This window comes from Pseudoalteromonas sp. (genome assembly GCF_036960685.1).
Lineage (GTDB): Bacteria > Pseudomonadota > Gammaproteobacteria > Enterobacterales > Alteromonadaceae > Pseudoalteromonas.
Genome location: NZ_JBALXK010000011.1, coordinates 25,376 through 45,204 on the forward strand (window position 1 = coordinate 25,376; position 19,829 = coordinate 45,204).

Here is a 19,829-nt window from a genome sequence, read left to right on the forward strand (position 1 = left end):
TACTCAATGCGGTTCATTACTAAATATAATAATCATTCAACAATTTCATGCCTGGGCATTTATTATTCAATCATGGCACTTAAAGGGTTTACTTTATGAAGCAATTAGTTATAACTATTTTGGGACAAGATCGTCCTGGACTTGTGGAGGATATTTCCTCTGCTATTTTGAATCATCATGGCAACTGGCTGACCAGTAATTTAAGCCATTTAGCGGGTCATTTTGCCGGCATTATTGAAGTTGCAGTACCAGCTGAACACTTGCAAGAATTGCAAGATTCATTACATAGTCTACCGCAACTAGAAGTACGCATTGAAACGGGTAGCGATGAACTTCCTGACGCGCCAGCTGAACAGCTTAACTTTGTGATCACCGGTAATGACCGCCCTGGAATTATTCAAGAGCTTGCCGGCGTATTACGCCATAAAGGTGCAAACATCACTCACCTGAACTCCAAGCAGCAAAGTGCACCGAACTGGGGAGTGCCTATTTTTAGTGCTGTTGCTACGGTTGCGCTACCTTCAGGCATGAATAAAGATGAAGTAGTCGCGGCACTTGAAGCAATTACCTCTGATTTAATTGTTGATATCGAAGACGCTTAAACCACTCAAGGCTTCAACCTCCAGTACCAACAAGCGTGTCATAAAAGTGACACGCTTGTCATTTTTGTGTCATCTAAGTACTTTATATTTTGTTCAGTTGCTATCCAAGGAATAGAAAATGAACGCCTGCGCTGATGTGTCTCAAACGATAAATTATTTTGCCCCAGAGTTGAGTTGGCTATCTTTTAACGACCGTGTTTTACAAGAAGCGAAAGACAAGAATAACCCAATTATTGAGCGCATTCGTTTTTTGGGGATTTTTTCAAATAACATGGATGAGTTTTTCAGGGTGCGGGTTGCCGACGTGAAACGGCGTATTTTATTAAACAAGCTCCCCGATACCAACTTTGATGAAGACGAAATTTTATTTACCCAAATTCAGCAAAAAGTGCTTCAGCTTGGCAAAAAGTTTAACCTGATCCATGAGCAAATTCTAAAAGATCTGATTGACCATAATATTCATGTCGACCGTCCTGAGCAGCTTAACGAGTTTCACATAAACTGGTTAAAAAACTTCTTTCACGATAATGTATTACAGCATATATCCCCTATTTTATTAGATGAAAACAAAGATTACTCAGATCAAATCAACGACACTATGACCTATATGTTTGTTGAAATGAATAATGAAAAAAGCCATTACGCCATGCTAGAAGTACCGACCGATCGAGTGCCTAGGTTCATTATTTTACCCCCAGAAAAAACTCGTCGTCATAAAACTATTGTGATGCTAGATGATGTCATTACTTTCTTTTTAAGTGATGTTTTTAGTAGCTTTTTTGACTTTGATAACATCCAAGGTTACGCCATAAAATTAACTCGGGACGCCGAATATAACCTTGATGATGAACTAGAAGAAGGCATTCTTGATAAAATGTCAAAAGGCCTCAAGCAACGTATTTATGCGGAACCCGTACGGTTAGTTTACGATCAAGCCATGCCAGAACCGATGCTTAAAGTAATGAAAAAACGCTTAGGTGTTACCCATCATGATGCATTGATCCCCGGCGGCCGTTACCGTAATTTTAGAGACTTTATTGGTTTTCCAAATGTTGGTCGTCAATATTTAGAAAACAAACCGCTCCCTGCCTTGCAAAGCACCGCCTTTAACAATCACGCCAGTGTCTTTGCAGCAATTAGCCAGCAAGATATTCTACTTTACTATCCTTATCATACCTTTAATCACTTATTGGAATATGTTCGCCAAGCAGCATTTGACCCTAATGTTACGCAAATTAAGGTCAATATATATCGTGTTGCGAGTAAGTCTCGGCTAATTTCATCACTTATTAATGCGGCTAAAAATGGCAAAAAAGTGACGGTAATGGTTGAGCTAAAAGCCCGCTTTGACGAGCAAAATAATATTGGCTGGGCTAAAGTTCTGAGCGCTGCTGGGATTAAAGTTATTTTTGGTATTCCTGCACTTAAAGTACACAGTAAATTATGTATTGTGCATCGCAAAGAGAAAGGCCACATTGTTAAATACGCGCATATCGGCACCGGTAATTTCCACGAAAAAACTGCTAAAATTTACACTGACTTTAGTTTGTTCACTAAACATCAAGGTATTTGTGATGAAAGCGATAGCGTATTTAAGTTTATTGAAAGTAGTTATAAGCCCTTCGTGTTCGATCACTTAATGATATCCCCAGTCAATGCGCGACAACTGCTACTTGGTTTGATTGAGCAGGAAATTGCACACGTTGAAAATGGTAAAACAGGTAAAATAACACTAAAAATAAATAACTTAGTCGATAAAGAGCTGGTTGATAGCTTGTATTTAGCCGCTCGTAGCGGGGTTAAAATTCGCATAATTGTACGGGGCATGTGCTCACTGGTCCCAGGGCTCAATAATTTTAGCGACAACATTCGCGTTATTAGTATTGTTGACCGCTTTTTAGAGCACCCGCGAGTGATGGTGTTTGCTAATAATGGTGACGAAAAGGTCTATATTTCATCTGCTGATTGGATGACTCGTAACCTTGATCATCGGGTTGAAGTGGGTGTGCCTATTTATGATGAGAAGCTTAAGCAACTGATCATCGATGTACTTGAGCTACAATTTAAAGATCGCACTAAAGCGCGGATTATTGATAGTGAACAAAAAAATCATTATGTAAGACGCGGCAATCGCAAAAAAATACGTTCGCAAATCGCGATTTACGATCACTTAAAAAAATGGGAAGGCAATTACAATAATGAATGATTATCCCTCAATAGCTGCGGTTGACTTAGGCTCAAACAGCTTTCATTTAGTGGTCGCAAGAGAGGTTGATGGCTCGCTGCAAATTCTCCACAAAGAAAAGCAACGGGTTTTCTTGGCGGATGGTTTAGACGACAAAAACCAATTAAGTCAGGTTGCCATGGATAGAGCGCTTGCGATTTTGAAGCAATTTGCCACCACACTGCAAGACTTCCCAGCAAGCAATGTAAAAATAGCCGCAACTTATACACTTAGACGCGCAAAAAATATTAATTCATTTTTAACTCAAGCAAGTAACGTTTTCCCCTATCATATTGATGTGATTTCAGGTCAAGAAGAAGCGCGTTTAATTTATCAAGGTGTAGCTCATTACATTCACCATGATGACAACCGTTTAGTGATTGATATTGGCGGCGGTAGTACCGAGCTAATTATTGGCAAGCATTTTAAACATAAGCTGCTCTCAAGTCGCAATATGGGCTGCGTAAGCTATACCAAGCAATTTTTTGCCGATGGTATTATTAACGACAAACGTTTTAACAAAGCACAAATAAAAGCCGAGCAAGAACTTGAAGTTATTTTTGCCAATTACATTAGTGCTGGCTGGCAATCTGTGGTTGGCACTTCAGGTACGATAAAGTCAGTTTTAGCGATGATCAGCGCAAATGATCCTGAGCAAAAAAATATCACACTAGAGCGGTTACTTGAGCTAAAAACCCAATTTATTGCTGCAAAAACCATTGATAACTTATTAATTGAAGGTTTAAGCCCTGAGCGTCAAGTAAGTATTTGCGGTGGCTTAGCTATTTTACTCGCGATTTTTCAGCTGTTTAATATTACCGAAATGGATTACAGTGACTTTTCACTACGCGAAGGCTTACTGCATGAAATGCAGCAAAAACTGGCACTTAAAGATATACGCAGCAATACCATAGCGAACTTAAGTGAAAGAAACACGATTGATAAAATTCATGCTCAGCGTGTTGCGAACACCGCAGATTGGCTATTTTTACAAGTACAAAAAGAATGGCAGCTCGACTCGTTAGATAATCACCAGCTTCTAGTATGGGCCGCACAGTTGCATGAAATTGGTTTAGGTATTAACTCATCGGGCTTACATAAGCACAGTGCTTATGTGGTTGAAAATAGCCAGTTACCGGGGTTTACGCAACAGCAGCAAACGCTGCTAAGCTGTATGATACGTTTTTACCGTAAAAAAGTTCGCTTAGAAGAGTTTCCAACGCTATTATCCGTGCCGCACTTTCAAATTCTGCAATTAATTGTATTGCTCAGGTTAGCGGTATTATTAAATCAAAAGCGCCTTAACGATCAACATCAAGAGTTAGCCGTTTCTGTTAAAGGTAACAGTATGCTGTTGCAGTTTCCACTAGGATGGCTCAGCGAGCAAACCCTACTGCATGCAGACTTACAGCAAGAGCAAAAGTACTTAAAAAAGGTGGGTTTTTTAATCGACTTTGTGTGATTTATAAACATAACTAAATTTGGATAGCGCTGGCTATCCAAATTCGATTTATTTTATCTATTACATATCCATATGGCGATTAGCACTTTGTATCATCTGCTTTAAGCCTTGCTGCTCAAGCTCTAGCAACTGCGATAACTTCTCTTTTCCAGCAGGGGTTTCTGCACGACTAAGTAAGTATTCATAAAGGTTAATCACTTTTTTATGCTGCTCAGATAAGTAACCCTGCATCACTTGCTCATCAACACGGATATCACGATCTAAATCGGTGAAGTTGATCAACTCTGGATTTTCAGCGAAGTACTCATAGCAATACGTATCTAATGTATTTATTTCGGTGATGGCTTTAAAACCAACCATATCCTCAGCCAGCTTTTTTTCGTACTCAACAAAATAGTCCGCAAGCATTCTATTATGCTCAGCTAAACCATCTCGAAGACTAAAAAAGTTTGCAGCCATTTGCGTATGAAATAGTACAGTCCAATCGTACACTTCTTGTATTGTTTTAACTTGCATGTGTGTTCCTTACTTAATTATGCCTAGAGATAAGGCTATAGCTAAAGACGTGTTATAAGAATAAAGCTAAAAACGTGCCATTAAAAAGTTAAGTAAAAACAAGTGAGTATTAAAAACCTGTTACTTAAACTCGTATAAGTTACAAGTAACAGGGTAATTTTTATAGGGTGATATTCACTAATTAATACCCCGCTTGCGCCATAGCAAATACACCGCGGGTAATACGAGCAAGGTTAATACAATCGCGCTGAACATACCGCCGACCATCGGCGCGGCGATGCGGCTCATTACTTCACTGCCGGTGCCGGTGCCGTATAGCACAGGGAGTAAGCCGATAATAATAGTGGCGACTGTCATCATCACTGGGCGTACTCGCAGGCCTGCGCCTTCGACTATGGCTTGCTTAAGTTCGACAAAGCTTAGCGCTGTACCTGCTTGTTGTGCTTGCGCGCATTTTTCATTGTAGGCTTGGTTTAAGTACACCAGCATGATCACCCCAATTTCAACCGCGACCCCAGCAAGGGCAATAAAGCCCACTCCCACGGCAACTGAGAAGTTAAAACCTTCTAAATACATAAGCCAGATACCACCTATCATTGCCAGCGGTAAGGTGGCCATTATTATGGCTACTTCAACAAAGCTTCGAAAGTTGAGGTACAACAACACAATTATAATCGCTAAGGTCAGTGGTAATACATAGGCAAGCTTATCTTTAGCACGCTCCATGTATTCATATTGCCCAGCCCAGGTTATTGAATAGCCAGCGGGAAGCACTAGCTTTTCGTCAAGCACTTGGCGCGCATTGTCTACATAACTGCCAATATCAATGCCATCAATATCAATAAAGCTCCAGCCGTTTAAGCGGGCATTTTCGCTTTTTATTCCCGGCGGGCCATCTTCAATATATACGTCAGCCACATCGGCAAGAGCAATGCGTTGTCCTGCAGGGGTGACTATTGGCAATAGCATCAGTTCTTCGGGCGAATCGCGGTAATCTTGCGGGTAACGCAAGTTCACCGGATAACGCTCTTGCCCTTCGACCGTTTGCGTGACATTCATGCCGCCAATGGCAGTGGCAACCACTTGCTGCACATCGGCAATATTTAAACTATAACGGGCGGCTTTTTCACGGTTGATATCGACCTTGATATAACGCCCACCCGCTACCCGCTCAGAGTAAACGGAAGCAGTACCGGGCACATCTTTAAGTAACACTTCAATCTGCTGACCAATTTTTTGAATTTCGCTCAAATTAGGCCCCGCAACCTTAATGCCGACAGGGGTTTTAATTCCCGTTGCTAGCATATCAATCCGAGTTTTTATTGGCATCACCCACGCATTGGTCAGGCCTGGAAACTTCACTAAGCCATCGAGCTCTTTTTTCAACTTGTCTAAGGTCATGCCTGCGCGCCATTGATCTTTTGGCTTGAGCTGAATAAAGGTCTCGATCATGGTCAGTGGCGCAGGATCGGTGGCAGTTTCTGCACGGCCTACTTTACCAAACACGGTTAACACCTCGGGTACTGTGGCGATGAGCTTATCGGTTTGTTGTAAAATCTCTCGCGCTTTACCTATCGACAAGCCTGGGTAAGTGGTTGGCATATACATTAAATCGCCTTCATCCAACGGTGGAATAAATTCACTGCCAATTTTATTCACCGGATAGAAACCAATAATTGCGACTACCAGTGCTAACACTAAGGTCATTTTAGGGAAGCGCAGAACTAGATTAAGTAAAGGTTTATATGCGTTGACTAGTAAACGGTTAACGGGGTTTTTCTGCTCTGAAATAACTTTACCGCGAATAAAGTAACCCATTAACACTGGCACTAAGGTGATTGCTAAGCCTGCAGATGCCGCCATAGCATAGGTTTTGGTGTACGCCAGTGGGGCAAACATACGGCCCTCTTGCGCCTCTAGAATAAACACCGGCATAAAGCTCACGGTAATAATCATTAAGCTAAAGAATAATGCAGGGCCTACTTCACTGGCGGCATCGATGACAATTTGCCAACGGTTTTCATCGGTTAATGGGGTTTTTTCCATGTGTTTATGCATATTTTCGATCATTACAATCGCACCATCGGTCATCGCGCCAATGGCAATGGCTATGCCACCAAGCGACATAATATTAGCGTTAATGCCTTGCCAATACATGATAATAAACGCCGTTAAAATTCCCAGCGGTAGAGTGATAATAGCCACCAGTGATGAGCGCACATGGAACAAAAATACCACGCAGATCAGCGCCACCACCGCTAACTCTTCGAGCAGTTTACTGGTGAGGTTATCAACTGCGTTTTTGATCAAATTAGAGCGGTCATACACAGGCACTATTTCAACGCCATCAGGCAGGCCTTTTTTCAGTGATTCGAGTTTTTCCTTCACCAACTCAATGGTTTTTTGTGCGTTTTCGCCAAAGCGCATCACCACCACACCACCAGCTACTTCACCTTCACCATTGAGTTCGGCAATGCCACGGCGCATTTGTGGACCAAGGCGAATATCGGCTACATCACGTAATTGCAGTGCTGTGCCATTGGCGTTCACCCCCAGTGAAATTGCCTCTAAATCGGCGACACTTTTTATATAACCGGTACTGGTGACCATGTATTCGGCTTCGGCCATTTCGACCACCGAGGCCCCCATTTCTTGGTTGCCTTGTTTAATCGCGGTTTGAATTAAACTCAGCGGAATGCCATAGGCACGCAGTTTATCTGGCTCTACATTGACTTGATATTGCTTCACCATCCCGCCCACTGAGGCCACTTCTGACACCCCTGGTACGGTTTGCAATTCAAACTTTAAAAACCAGTCTTGCAAGCTGCGTAATTGGCTAATGTCGTGTTGATTGGTTTTATCCACCAGCGCATATAAATAAATCCAACCCACACCAGTGGCATCTGGGCCAAGCTCTGCGGTTGCGGTGTCGGGCAAGCGACTCGCTACTTGGCTTAAATACTCTTGCACTCGACTACGCGCCCAGTAGAGATCAGTGTTCTCATCAAAAATGATATATACGTAGGAATCACCAAAAAATGAAAAACCGCGTACCGTTTGTGCCCCTGGTACTGAGAGCATCGCGGTGGTAAGCGGGAAGGTCACCTGATCTTGCACCACCTGTGGCGCTTGCCCTGGGTATGAGGTTTTTACAATCACTTGTACATCGGATAAATCAGGTAAAGCATCAACTGGGGTATTTTTTACCGCAAATAAACCACTGCCAATGAGTATTGCAGTGAGCAATAATACAAAAAAGCGATTAGTAACGGACCATCGAATAACTGCTGCTATCATAATGCCCCCTAGTGACCACTGTGTGATTGCATGCTTGATGCAGCATCAATACGCTGGATCACGAATTCACCGTTTTGCACACTAAAGGTAAATGTCAGCTGTTGCTGCGCCGCAAGAGGGCTTAAATCAACATTTTCAGCAAACATAAAGTCCATAGTGGCCGGATCTCGGTTCCATTTTTCAATTGCACCACGACTAATATTGGCTGTGCGCTGGGCTTTATCAATACTATTAATAGTGCCTATTACGGTCGCCATGTTGTCAGCTTCATTCATCATATGGGTGGAATCCATTATATGAATGCCGCTTATCGTGTAACTGCCATCAGCATTTTTAGTTAGCTCAAAATGCAGTGTTTGCTCGGCTTGTAGCGCTTTAAAATCAACGCTCTCGGCAACCGTAAAGTCCATGGTCATGCTGGGCCAATCCAGCTCTTCAATAGGGTCGTGGCTGATATTCACCTTACGCTGATCTGCCATTACACTATTAACCACCCCTTTACCCCACACACTAGTGACCGCAGCTGGTGTTTGCATGCGCTTAAAATCAGAGCTTTTGCTGGATTCAGAATCCAATAAGAATTGTGCTGACGTCACCACTTCATCATCGGCTTTAACGCCCGCTAAAATAACGGCATCCTGACTATCGCTACGGCCAAGCTCGACTGCCACCGATTTAAATCGACCTTCACCTAACGCAACTACAACGCGATCTTGGCTGCCTGTGCGGATCACCGCTTCTTTTGGTACTATAAGTTGTTGCTCAGCTGCTTTGGCATGAATGCTCACTTGTGCGAACATATTCGGTTTTAACTGATGGTCTTGGTTATTAAAGCGTAGGCGCACCCGCAAAGTACGGTTTTTTGCATCCAGTGTTGGGTAAATATAATCAACCTTACCGCGCCAGCTTTGCCCGGTAATGTAATCAAGCGTCATGGTAACTGGTAAGCCCACTTTAATAAGTTCGACTTGGCGTTCAAACACTTCGGCTTCTACCCACACTTCATCCAATTGAGCGATACTCATCATCGAGGTGCCCGGTTTGACATAAAAACCTTCGCGCACATTAAGCTCATCCACCACCCCACTTTGGCGCGCGTAAAAAGTAATGTTTTGCATCACCTTTTTATTAGCTTGTAAGCGCTCGACAAAACCATCCGAGACATTTAACGCCTTTAAGCGGGCTTTTGCCGCACGAATAAGCACGGGGTTATTACGGTTTACAGCCAGTACAAACTCTTCCTGTGCATTCACCAATTGTGGTGAATATAAGGTATATAGCGGCTCCCCTTGTTTTACCTGATCTCCGGCGGCTTTAACGTACAACGTTTCTATCCAGCCTTCTACACGCGGGTGTATGTGCACTAACTGATCTTGATTGTATTGCACGTAGCCAACGGTTTTTACTTCACTTTGCAGTGCCTTGAGCTGCACTTTAGCCGTTCTAACCCCTAAGTTATTAACGACTGCAGGGGAGATTGTAACCGCACCGGGGCCATCTTGATTATTGCCTTCATCCTCTGCATACACAGGCACTAAATCCATGCCCATTGGTGAAAGCCCTGGTTCATCGCGGCGATAATTACTATCCATAGGCGCAACCCAGTACAGTGGCTTTTGCTCTGTACTAGCATGTGCCGATTCAGCTGGTTCATTCATTAAAGTAAAGCCAGTTGCCGCAATTCCTGCGCCTACTAATGCTGCGATAAGCAATTTTAAATTAGTGTTCATTGTGCTCTCCTGCTACTAGCTCAGCCATCACAGCAGCATCTTTGCTACTGGCGTAATAATTCAAGCGAGCAATAATAATTTGTTGATCAATCTCTATATTTAACGCATCAATTTTGGCGTTCAGTTCGCTGATACGAGCACGCATTACTTCTGAAAAATCACCATCATCGCGGGTATAAGCATTTAGGGTAGCTTGCGCTTGTTCGGCCATTTGTGGCAGTAACTTTGTTTGATACAAGGCGTCACGTTGTTGCAGTCGTGAAAGCTGGCTAAACTCTTTAAAATACATGCCTTTTAGCTTTTGCAGTGCGATCAACTTCTCTGTTTTCGCTGACTCCGCCATGGCAATAGCAGCATTGACTTGTTGGTCTTGGCGATTGTCGGTAAACAGCGGTAAATCGATACTAATCCCGACTGAAAATAAATCGGCACGAGAGTCACCCATCAGCGTGTCATCACGGTAGCCATATCCCATATTCACACCAAATTGCGGTTTGTAGCTTTGTTTAGCCACGGCAATTTCGGTTTGCTTGGCAGCAACGCTTTGCTCTATGGCAACGATTGCAGGATGCGCTATTAACAGCGGCATTAGCTGTTCAAATTTAAGCGCCGCAAAGTCAACTAATGGGCTAATATCATTGCGCTTAGCGCTGACAGGTTGAGTTAACATACTCATCGGTAGCCATTGTGACATGCGTTTTTTAGCACTTTCAAACTGCTGTTCTAGCATCACCAGTTTGTCTTCAAGGCGGGTTAATTCTAACTGGGCGCGAATAATATCTTGCTGGCGAGTTTTACCAACAGAGCTGGCATAACTTGACTCAGTAATATCAATTAATTGCGTGAACAAGGCTTTATCCTGCTCAATCAGCGCAATACTCTGCTGCGCACGATAAGCGTTGAGCCAAGATTCAATAACAATGGTTTTAACCTGAGCAAGCCTATCGGCACGCAGCCATGGGTATTGCTGCGCTGATTGCGCTAAAGCTTGCTGTTTGAGTTCTAGGCTGTCGCCACGGCTAAACATCTGGCTTACACCCACTTTTAATTGGGTCATACCCTCTTGATCGAAAGCAAAGCCATCGGTAGGTAAATTCATCAGCCCTAAGCTTAATACCGGATCAGGTAATGTACCTGCGGCTAAGCTTTGTGCTTGCACAGCAGCTTGCTGATATTTATTCGCTGTGAGCCAAGGTTCATTATCAAGAGCATAATCGAGCGCTTGTGCAAGGCTTAATTCGTTACTGTATACTGAGCTTGCTGTTGTTAGCATTAGCGCTAAAAAACTGCTTTTAAGTACTACGAAGTGATTCATCACTTACTCCACTAAAAATTAAAAAAATGATTAATTTAGAGGCAGCAATAGGCGATTTTTAATAAAGTTTAGTAAATTTCAGACGCACCTATGCTGCAATTAGGCAGACATAGGAGGGCGATATAACGAGTTGGCTATGTAGATTTGATTTTGTGGGGTATAGAGTTGTACTTTTTCGGCACTGAGTAGCACTGCTGTAAATAAACTGCCCATACTCAACATAGAGTGCGTACTACAGGCGCTCATTGGGCAAGCGCACTCTTGGTTGTTTGTTGCGTCGTCATCGCAACAATCCATATTCATCATACCTGCCGACATGCCATGATGCATATCATCAATGTCAGTTGGTTGTGACTGAGATTGGCTCATATGAGGCATTTCGCACGACATAGTTACAGACGCGACAGCTTGACCCACTAAAGTGAGTAACAACACGACGGTCAATAAACTAAGGTAAATACGTTGCAAAAAAATGCCTTTTGTAAATTAGGTTCTAGGTTCTAGGTTCTAGGTTCTAGGTTCTAGGTTCTAGGTTCTAGGTTCTAGGTTCTAGGTTCTAGGTTCTAGCGAAGTTTATGGTAACTTACACGCTAATACAAACGTTTAGCTACTTTTTATATCTGTTTTTATTAAGCTGCTGGCGGCGATGGCAAATAAACAATAGCCGGTGAAATACCAAAAACCAACACCCAGTTCAGCGTGCATGTTGATCAATTCCCCCATTTGGCCATCGGCATTACCCGCAAGATAAACCACAATTAAGGCAATCACAAATACATCTACCATGCTCCACTTAGTTACACCTTGTATTACTTGACCGAGCATGTGCTTAAATTTATTCACCGGTAAAAAAATATAGAGCAATTGCATCAATAGTTTTAAGGTTGGTATCACGATCGAGAAAAATGCCACTAATGCTGCGACTAAGTAATTTTTGTTATCAGCCAGTTCATTAACCGTACCCCAAATACTCCTCGTTTTTTCGTAAGCGCTAATTTCACCTTCCAATTTATCAAGCCCCAACATACTAGATGCCATCATCAGCATATTGCGGGTATTACGGTCACCTTCATCTGCCAGCATTTCAATGCCTGTTTGTGCTAGTTTTGATTTATCTATTTTACCTTCTAAAGTTAACACTGGCTGGGTAACCCCAGGTAACAATAGCGCAAGCGCAATTAAAATTGTGATGATAGGCAGTACTAAACGCATAATAAATCTTTAAAATAATATGGCTGATGGCGCATCATACTCAAGCTATTACGCTTGTTCAATAATTGAGGCTAAAACGTCATCTCCATACTGACGCGCTGCAAACATAGCGTTATAGACGATATCAATTTCAGAAGCAGGACGAATGGTCTCTAATAATTTAATCGCTAACGGCCAGTTATCTTCTTCCACTGCTCGAGCTAGTTGTAACGTAGCACCTAGCATGCCGTTAAAGTTAAGCAGTGCGCTGGATAAATCATCCCCTAAGCAAAACTCTTTTGCGATAACATCAAGCCCCATATTTAAAATGGCATCGAGCACCGACATTAAACCAACTAAATAGCCTCGCTCAGCCATTTCCTTACCACCAGGTTCTAGCATCAACAGCATAAATTGCGCACGAATTAAACCTAATTTAGTCAATTCACTGGGTTTATCAACACCTAGCTCACTCAACGCGAGTACTCGCACAAATTGACGGATGGTATTTTCACCTAAGTAAATAACTGCTTGGGAAATAGAGCTAATAACGAAGTCTGGGTTTTTAGAACGAGCATTAACCAGCTTAAGAATACGAGCAGTTAATCCTACATCCTTTGCAACACGTTGATGTACTTCGTCAAAATTCAAATCCGGGCGAGATGTACAACGTAATAGATCAAAAACAGCTAATTTTGATGGTTCAACATTGTGATAGCTGAGCATTTCAGGTCGTGCAAAAAAGAAGCCTTGAAAGTAATCGCAGCTTGCGTTTTTTAAAATCATGAATTGTTCATGGGTTTCAATACGTTCAACTATAATTTTTACATCAGGAAAACGACGCTTTAGCTTTTTTAATAGCATATTGGTTTTAATGATTGGCTCTTCAACTTCAAGCTTAATATAGTCAACTAGGCTTAATAATGGCTCCCACTTTTCATCGCCATCGTAATCATCAAGAGCAAAAATGTAGCCCTCTTTTTAATGCGCGTACACGCCTTGTTACTTCCTCTATGTTATCGGCTCTTTCCACAATTTCAATTACGGCACTGTTTGGTTGCAATAATTTAGGAAAATCTTCTAATAACGCATCTGAAGAAAGATTGATAAAGGCACATTGATTAGCGGTAAGTTTATCGATACCAATAAGCATTAAAGCGTTAAAAACAATCGCCCTGTAGCTTGACCATCCGTTGTGCCAACAGGGAATACGTTATTAATCGAATCTCGATAAAGCAATTCGTACGCATAAACGCCTGTTTCAGCATTAAAAATAGGCTGCCTTGCTATATATTGAGTTACAAGGTCTGGCACATTGGCTGTAACCTGCGTATTTAGCATATTATATCCTGCTAATAATTTTAGCGACTCATGCCAGCTAAATGGTTGTTATTATATCGACTCAGTATAGTTAAATTTTTTCAGCTTGCCTAAACTTAAACTTGAAGCAATAAAGCCCATTTTTCTAAATCGAGTAAAATCACCTTCATCTAAAATAACCGATATACCCACACATAAATAATGGATATGTTCTAATTTGCTCTACAATTGAGTATAATAGCGGCTTACCTTTGAGTTTACCTCCCAAATAGAGCCAGATATGAGCATAGAACAAGCCTTAGTTGAACGCAGTAATAACCAATGTGAGTTATGCGCTGCTACTGAAAACCTTTCTGTATACGAAGTGCCACCGGTCACTGAAGCTCATTCAGATAAATGCATTTATACCTGCCAAATCTGTAAAGACCAAGTTGAAAGCAACACGGATATTACGCCAACTCATTGGCATTGTTTAAACGACAGCATGTGGAGTCAAACACCTGCTGTGCAAGTGGTTGCTTATAGAATGCTAACCCGTTTAGCTGTTGATAATGGCTGGGCACAAGATGCTCTTGATATGATCTATCTTGAAGAAGATACATTAGCATGGGCTAAAAAAGCACTTGCTGAAAATGATGATATCAAACATATTGATAGCAATGGCGTAGTGCTACAAGCTGGCGATACCGTCACGCTAATTAAAGATTTAGATGTTAAAGGTAGTAGCTTAACCGCTAAACGAGGTACTGCTGTTCGTAACATTGGTTTAACCAGCAACCCTGAACATATCGAAGGGCGTGTTGATGGTCAGCGCATTGTTATTTTAACAAAGTTTGTAAAGAAATAAGCGAATATTTGTATTGAAAGGTGCCTAAAAGCACCTTTTATACTGTTCTAATAGCTAAGCTAATTAAGCTATGATTAAGTAACTACGCCGTAAACTTGTAGCAATTAAAAGTCCACCGATTTAATTCACATCAAGGAATAGGCCATGCTATTACATAAACCACATACAATGTTAAAATCGATTGTTGGTATTAGTCTATTAGCCAGCAGTGCTGTTGTGCTTTCAGGATGCCAAACTCAACCTGAAGCAACTGAACAAACTACTGAAGATGCAGCTATGGCCACTTTAACAACACAAGTTACCTACCTTGATCGCAGTATGCTACGCCCAGGTTCACAACTTACAGTGACTCTTGCTGATGTATCAAAAATGGATGCTAAAGCTGAAGTGATCAGCCAGCAAACTGTCGATATTAATGGTGCACCACCATACACAGTAGAACTGAGTTATGACGCGAGTAAAATGGATAAACGCCATCGATACAGTGTAATGGCACGCATCACCAATCAAGACCAGTTACTCTATGTGAGCACTACTTATAACAATCCATTTGAACAATCAACACAAGCAGCCCCTTATGAAGTAGTCGTGTCAAAGGTTGCACCGCAAAAACCAGATGTTGATTTAGTAAATACATATTTTAAAGCCATTACTTTAAATGGCGAGAAAGTAACGGTAGCAACTAAAGAACCATTTATTCAGTTTAGCGCTGACAACAAAAGCCATGGCTTTTTAGGCTGCAATAACTTTACTGGCAGCTATCAGGTAAATCAGCAATCACTTACATTTAGCCCGCAAGCCAGTACAAAGAAAATGTGTTTTAAAGGTATGGAACAAGAAGCGGCAATGTCAGCAGTATTACAAAATACTGCCAAGTGGGAAATTAAAGGTGAATCACTCAGCTTAAAAGATCAGCAAGGCAACGAACTGGCTACTTTTAAAGCAACATACTTTTAAATAAAGCTCTTAGGTATTAATAAAACGCCCAGCGCTGCTGGGCGTTTTAGTTTATTTTTACTCTTCTACTAGCTGTTCACTACGATAAAAACCAGACGAGTCACTTAACAGGCTTACCAGTTCAGGTAATATTTTATCCATGGTCTGTTTTAACTTCCACGGCGGGTTAATTACAATCATTCCCGATGCAGTCATACCGTGCACGTCAGTATCCGCTGCAGTTGCCAGTTCAAATAGTTGAATATTACGCATTCCTGAAGCTATTAAGCCCTCTTCCATCCGCTCAATTCGCTCTCTATCAACCACTGGGTACCAAATCATATAAGTGCCAGTAGCAAAACGCTGATAAGCCTTGGTTAGCGTTTTAACAACGGTATCGTAGTCGTCTTTAATTTCATAAGGAGGATCAATTAATACACAGGCACGGCGCGAAGCTGGGGGCAATAAACCAACTAAACCTGCAAAGCCATTTTCACCACGAACACGAATAGAGCGTTTTCCACTCATGTTTTCTTGCAATAACGCTAAATCTCGCGGATGTAATTCAAAAAACCAACCCTTGTCTTGGCGACGTAAAAAGTGCTCGGCAATTTTTGGCGAACCAGGGTAAAAAGCCAATTGCTCGGTGTCATTAAATGACTTAATCAGCGCGATATAATCGTTTAGTTCTTGATGTTCACTATTGTGGTGATAAAGCTTAGCAATACCATCAAGATATTCCTGGGTCTTTTGCGCATCTGCGCCTGCTAACTCGAAAAAGCCAGCCCCTGAATGAGTATCGATATAATCCAATGGCTTATCTTTGAGTGTCTGGTAGCTTAATACCTGAGCCAGTACCAAATGTTTAACCACATCGGCTGGGTTTCCAGCATGAAATGAGTGTCTATAACTAAGCATAATGTTATTTCGCTATTAATGGTTTATTTAAATAAACCCATTGAAGTTAGCTATATTCTACAACATAAAACACCAAGGGTCATAAATTGCTGGTCCTTGAATTCAAGTATTAAGTGAATCACTTATGAACAAATCAGCCGCCAGCCTGAACAGCCCATTAACATTAAATAAAAATCAGCTAAAACACACGTAAATGCTGGCATATAAAGCAACTTTGCTTTACATTTGCATGACAATAATCACAGTTTTATGAGCGCCTTAATGAATAACGATACCCTTTCTCAACTAGAACAATTGATCGACCAATTAATTGGTCAAAATTCACAGCTACAAACTCAGGTTAGTGAGCTTAAAGATAAAAATAGTAAGCTAATCGATGAAAATGAAATTCTTCAACTTGAAGTGCTTGAAAGTGAAGAAAAACAAAAAGACACCAGCACAACTCTAACTGGTTTACTTGAGAAGCTACAAAGCGTCCAACAGGCTAGCTAATGTCTGAGCTGCAAAACCAGCGAGTCACCGTTGAGTTGCTTGGTAAAGAGCAGCAATTTGCTTGCCCTGCTGGACAAGAAGATGCCCTCATTGCATCGGCCAAATACCTAAACGATTTGGTTGAACAAATGAAGCAACGCTCAACAGTGCGCAATGATCAAAAAGCCTTACTAATGGCAGCTTTGAACATTAGCCACGAGTTACTTGAAGCAAAAACCCAGCAAAATGTTGAACAACAACAACAAGACCAGCTCATTGATAAACTAAGTGCTTACTTAGGACAATCATCAACTAAATAAAAAAGCGCACGTTGCGCTTTTTTATTATCTATTTAATTGCGGTATCAATTACAAACAAAATCAGCTAACTTGCCTCTTTTATTGTTGGCAACTTAGGCTCTGTAACTATGACCCATTATTTTTATACTCCCGTAAAGTTAACTGCGTTTTTACTGTTAAGTTATTTTGCTATTGCAGCCAAAACCAGTGTTGCCGCAACACAATGGCACAGTATTTCTCCTCACGTAAAATTTTTAGAGCAATCGAGCGCACTGCGCTTTTATGATTCAAACCAAGTGCTTGTTCAAGGCGATAAATGCGCATTAATGTTTGATGCCAGTGGCGATTTTGCCGCAGTTGAAGCCACCATTGAACAGCTAAAGAGCACCTTAAAAACCCCTTTATGCTACTTAGTTGCTAGTCACTCTCATGATGATCATTTACTGGGGATGGCTATTTTGCAGCATCACTACCCTGACGCTCAATTGATTGTCCACCAACAGCTTGCTACTGAGTTTAAAACACTGCAAAAAACCTATACAGGTAAGCTTGATAGTTATGAGAAAAGCATTGAACTGAGCTTTCAACGTTTATCACAACAACCTGAAGCGCAACAGCAACAATGGCGCGACAAACTAAACTTAGCGAAACAAAGGCTACTACGTTGGCGCCAATACCAACTGCAAGACCCTAATATACTTGTCTTACAGCCACTCACGCTGGAGCTTGGTAATTACCCTGTCACCATTAACGCCTATCAAGCCCATACCAATGGTGACCTAACTCTCAGCGCCGAAAACAATACTATTTTAGTTGGCGCAGATATCGTTGATTGGCTGCCATATCCTGGTCATGGTAACTTTGATAATTGGTTAAAAGTACTCACGCAATTACACAATGATCAACGTGTTAAAGTCATCCTACCTGGCCACGGCAGCCCCCTTAAAAGCAATGATTTACGCCAACCTTTAAGTTTCTTACAGGCGATTCAGGCTCATGTAAAGGCTCACCCGCAACAAGATTTATTGCAATTAGAACAAAGTTTTAATCCGCAGTTTGCGAAAGACTATCAAATCGATGCGATCAGTCAAAAAGCTTATCCGCTGTTCCTACAGGCTGGACTTAAACAAGCGAAACAGTCAAAATAGCGGCCGCACGCGGATGTGCTAAACTTTTACAAGGATATTTATTTAGTGATTTTTATGCGCAGTTATCTCTTAGTCCTATTAATGACATTAGTTTTCCTATCTGGTTGCCAGACAACTGAGCAACCAAAAGAGCCAAGTGATACAGCGCAAGCTCCAATTATTTTTAATCACTTTAAGCCAACTGCGAATACCTCAATAGCAATCACTGACACCGAACAGAAAAAACAAAAAATACAATTATTAGCACCATCGCAACAAACGACAAAAGCATCGCAAGCAAACAATCGCAGCCAAGATCTATGGCAACACATTGCTAATAACTTAACGATTGAGGTCTACCTCAATAAAGCCCTCAATAAGCGGATTGCATGGTATACCAAGCAACCTAAATACTTGCAGATTGTCAGTACTCGGGCCGCCCCTTATCTTTATCATATTGTTAGTAAAATTGAGCAACGTAAGTTACCTATGGAATTGGCCTTGCTACCTTTTGTGGAAAGTGATTTTCGGCCAACTATCAGCTCATCAGAGCAAGCAGTTGGTGTGTGGCAACTCGTTGGAGCTACAGCCCATCACTTTGGTATTAAATCAGATCAATGGTATGACGGTCGCAGAGATGTTTTAGCATCAACCGATGCCGCACTGGACTATTTAGCATACTTACATAAACGTTTTGATGGTAATTGGTTACATGCATTAGCGGCATACAATAGCGGTGAAGGACGAGTAAAACGCGCCATTGCCGAAAACAAAAAACGCGGTAAAAGCACCGATTACTGGTCGTTAAAATTACCTAAAGAAACCTCTGAATATGTACCAAAATTAATGGCGTTAAGCTATTTAGTACAACACCCAAAGCGTGGATTGATCCGTCCTAAATTAGCAAATAAAGCCCTTACCACAGAGCTTAATGTTGGCCAACAATTTGATTTTTCAGTGATCGCAAACTTATCTGGGATTGGTCGCAGCTATTTGCATAAACTAAACCCTGGTTATTTAAAAAACCAAAGCTCTCCCAATGGTCCACACACTTTATTATTACCACTACAGCAGAAAAGTTTATTGAGTAGCCAATTTTTTAAGAATAATTTTACTGGCGAATATACAGTGAAAAAAAATGATACCTTATATTCGATAGCTCGACGCTTTGGTTTATCGGTCAAAAAGCTTAAAACTATTAATAATAAACGCTCCAATCTAATCGGCATTGGCGAAACTCTGCTGGTTGGGCAACCTCGCACCATGCCAGATTCATTAACGGTTGATTATCGGATCAGTCCTTATCTGGAACAAAACGAAGTGGCGATCCCCACTGTTGCGATTCAATATCAAGTAAAACCAGGGGATACTATCTGGGGAATTAGCCAGCTTTATGATGTGCCACACAGTGATTTAGCGCAGTGGAATAAACTCACTGCCTCAAGTATTTTAACACCTGGTACGCAACTGGTATTACATTTACCACAAGCAACAAAAGCAGTTTCCCAAATACACAATGACGGTTTACTTTCTGAACTTGAAAAAACCTTAAAGCAACCACACTAACCAGCAGT

At 41.5% G+C, this 19,829-nt stretch carries 16 protein-coding genes and 1 pseudogene; 9 read left to right on the forward strand and 8 right to left on the reverse strand.

Features of this window, described 5'->3' with window-relative positions; translation table 11 throughout:
* Positions 1 to 95: 95 nt before the first annotated feature.
* From V7783_RS10815 to V7783_RS10825, 3 genes are all read left to right on the forward strand, one after another.
* A complete protein-coding gene (locus tag V7783_RS10815; RefSeq protein ID WP_335678721.1) occupies positions 96 to 602 on the forward strand; it encodes a glycine cleavage system protein R in 507 nt (168 codons plus the stop codon).
* A gap of 118 nt (positions 603 to 720) precedes the next feature.
* Entirely contained in the window at positions 721 to 2,808 is a 2,088-nt protein-coding gene (gene ppk1, locus V7783_RS10820; protein WP_335678722.1) for a polyphosphate kinase 1, read from the forward strand.
* Positions 2,801 to 4,288, forward strand: a complete 1,488-nt coding sequence (locus V7783_RS10825) for a Ppx/GppA phosphatase family protein (protein ID WP_335678723.1) — start codon at positions 2,801 to 2,803, stop codon at positions 4,286 to 4,288. Before ppk1 ends, V7783_RS10825 begins: the two co-directional genes overlap by 8 nt.
* Before the next feature lie 60 nt (positions 4,289 to 4,348).
* Here the strand turns inward: V7783_RS10825 and V7783_RS10830 are convergent, their stop codons facing one another.
* From V7783_RS10830 to V7783_RS10860, 7 genes and pseudogenes are all read right to left on the reverse strand, one after another.
* Positions 4,349 to 4,804 (reverse strand): hypothetical protein, encoded by a 456-nt coding sequence (locus V7783_RS10830; RefSeq protein WP_335678724.1) that lies wholly within the window; start codon positions 4,802 to 4,804, stop codon positions 4,349 to 4,351.
* A 177-nt stretch (positions 4,805 to 4,981) separates the two neighbouring features.
* Complete coding sequence (locus V7783_RS10835) at positions 4,982 to 8,101, reverse strand: efflux RND transporter permease subunit (protein WP_335678725.1); 3,120 nt, start codon at positions 8,099 to 8,101, stop codon at positions 4,982 to 4,984.
* Positions 8,102 to 8,109: 8 nt separating this feature from the next.
* Positions 8,110 to 9,831 carry an efflux RND transporter periplasmic adaptor subunit gene (locus tag V7783_RS10840; protein WP_335678726.1) on the reverse strand — a complete coding sequence of 574 codons (1,722 nt, stop codon included), beginning with the start codon at positions 9,829 to 9,831 and terminating at the stop codon, positions 8,110 to 8,112.
* Complete coding sequence (locus V7783_RS10845; RefSeq protein WP_192542348.1) at positions 9,821 to 11,146, reverse strand: TolC family protein; 1,326 nt, start codon at positions 11,144 to 11,146, stop codon at positions 9,821 to 9,823. Before V7783_RS10845 ends, V7783_RS10840 begins: the two co-directional genes overlap by 11 nt.
* 99 nt (positions 11,147 to 11,245) lie before the next feature.
* On the reverse strand, positions 11,246 to 11,614 hold the full coding sequence (locus V7783_RS10850; RefSeq protein ID WP_335678727.1) for a hypothetical protein: 369 nt from the start codon (positions 11,612 to 11,614) through the stop codon (positions 11,246 to 11,248).
* 135 nt (positions 11,615 to 11,749) lie between these two features.
* Complete coding sequence (locus tag V7783_RS10855; RefSeq protein WP_335678728.1) at positions 11,750 to 12,358, reverse strand: paraquat-inducible protein A; 609 nt, start codon at positions 12,356 to 12,358, stop codon at positions 11,750 to 11,752.
* 48 nt (positions 12,359 to 12,406) lie between these two features.
* Positions 12,407 to 13,678 (reverse strand): annotated as a pseudogene (locus V7783_RS10860) (EAL and HDOD domain-containing protein).
* Between the two features lie 259 nt (positions 13,679 to 13,937).
* Between V7783_RS10860 and V7783_RS10865 the strand changes: the two are divergent.
* Complete coding sequence (locus V7783_RS10865) at positions 13,938 to 14,504, forward strand: PhnA domain-containing protein (RefSeq protein WP_192541662.1); 567 nt, start codon at positions 13,938 to 13,940, stop codon at positions 14,502 to 14,504.
* A 144-nt stretch (positions 14,505 to 14,648) separates the two neighbouring features.
* Entirely contained in the window at positions 14,649 to 15,461 is an 813-nt protein-coding gene (locus V7783_RS10870; protein ID WP_335678729.1) for an META domain-containing protein, read from the forward strand.
* A gap of 57 nt (positions 15,462 to 15,518) precedes the next feature.
* Here V7783_RS10870 and V7783_RS10875 read toward each other — a convergent pair whose 3' ends face one another.
* A complete protein-coding gene (locus tag V7783_RS10875; protein ID WP_335678730.1) occupies positions 15,519 to 16,358 on the reverse strand; it encodes a 23S rRNA (adenine(2030)-N(6))-methyltransferase RlmJ in 840 nt (279 codons plus the stop codon).
* A gap of 261 nt (positions 16,359 to 16,619) precedes the next feature.
* Here V7783_RS10875 and zapB point away from each other — a divergent pair, with 261 nt between their 5' ends.
* From zapB to V7783_RS10895, 4 genes are all read left to right on the forward strand, one after another.
* A complete protein-coding gene (gene zapB, locus V7783_RS10880) occupies positions 16,620 to 16,850 on the forward strand; it encodes a cell division protein ZapB (RefSeq protein WP_064668174.1) in 231 nt (76 codons plus the stop codon).
* On the forward strand, positions 16,850 to 17,149 hold the full coding sequence (locus V7783_RS10885) for a cell division protein ZapA (protein WP_335678731.1): 300 nt from the start codon (positions 16,850 to 16,852) through the stop codon (positions 17,147 to 17,149). The genes zapB and V7783_RS10885 overlap by 1 nt, the downstream gene beginning before the upstream one ends.
* A gap of 107 nt (positions 17,150 to 17,256) precedes the next feature.
* On the forward strand, positions 17,257 to 18,276 hold the full coding sequence (locus V7783_RS10890; protein ID WP_335678732.1) for an MBL fold metallo-hydrolase: 1,020 nt from the start codon (positions 17,257 to 17,259) through the stop codon (positions 18,274 to 18,276).
* Between the two features lie 54 nt (positions 18,277 to 18,330).
* The gene (locus V7783_RS10895) at positions 18,331 to 19,821 is read left to right on the forward strand and encodes a LysM peptidoglycan-binding domain-containing protein (RefSeq protein ID WP_335678733.1); all 1,491 of its coding nucleotides are present in this window, start codon (positions 18,331 to 18,333) and stop codon (positions 19,819 to 19,821) included.
* The last annotated feature ends 8 nt before the right edge of the window (positions 19,822 to 19,829 follow it).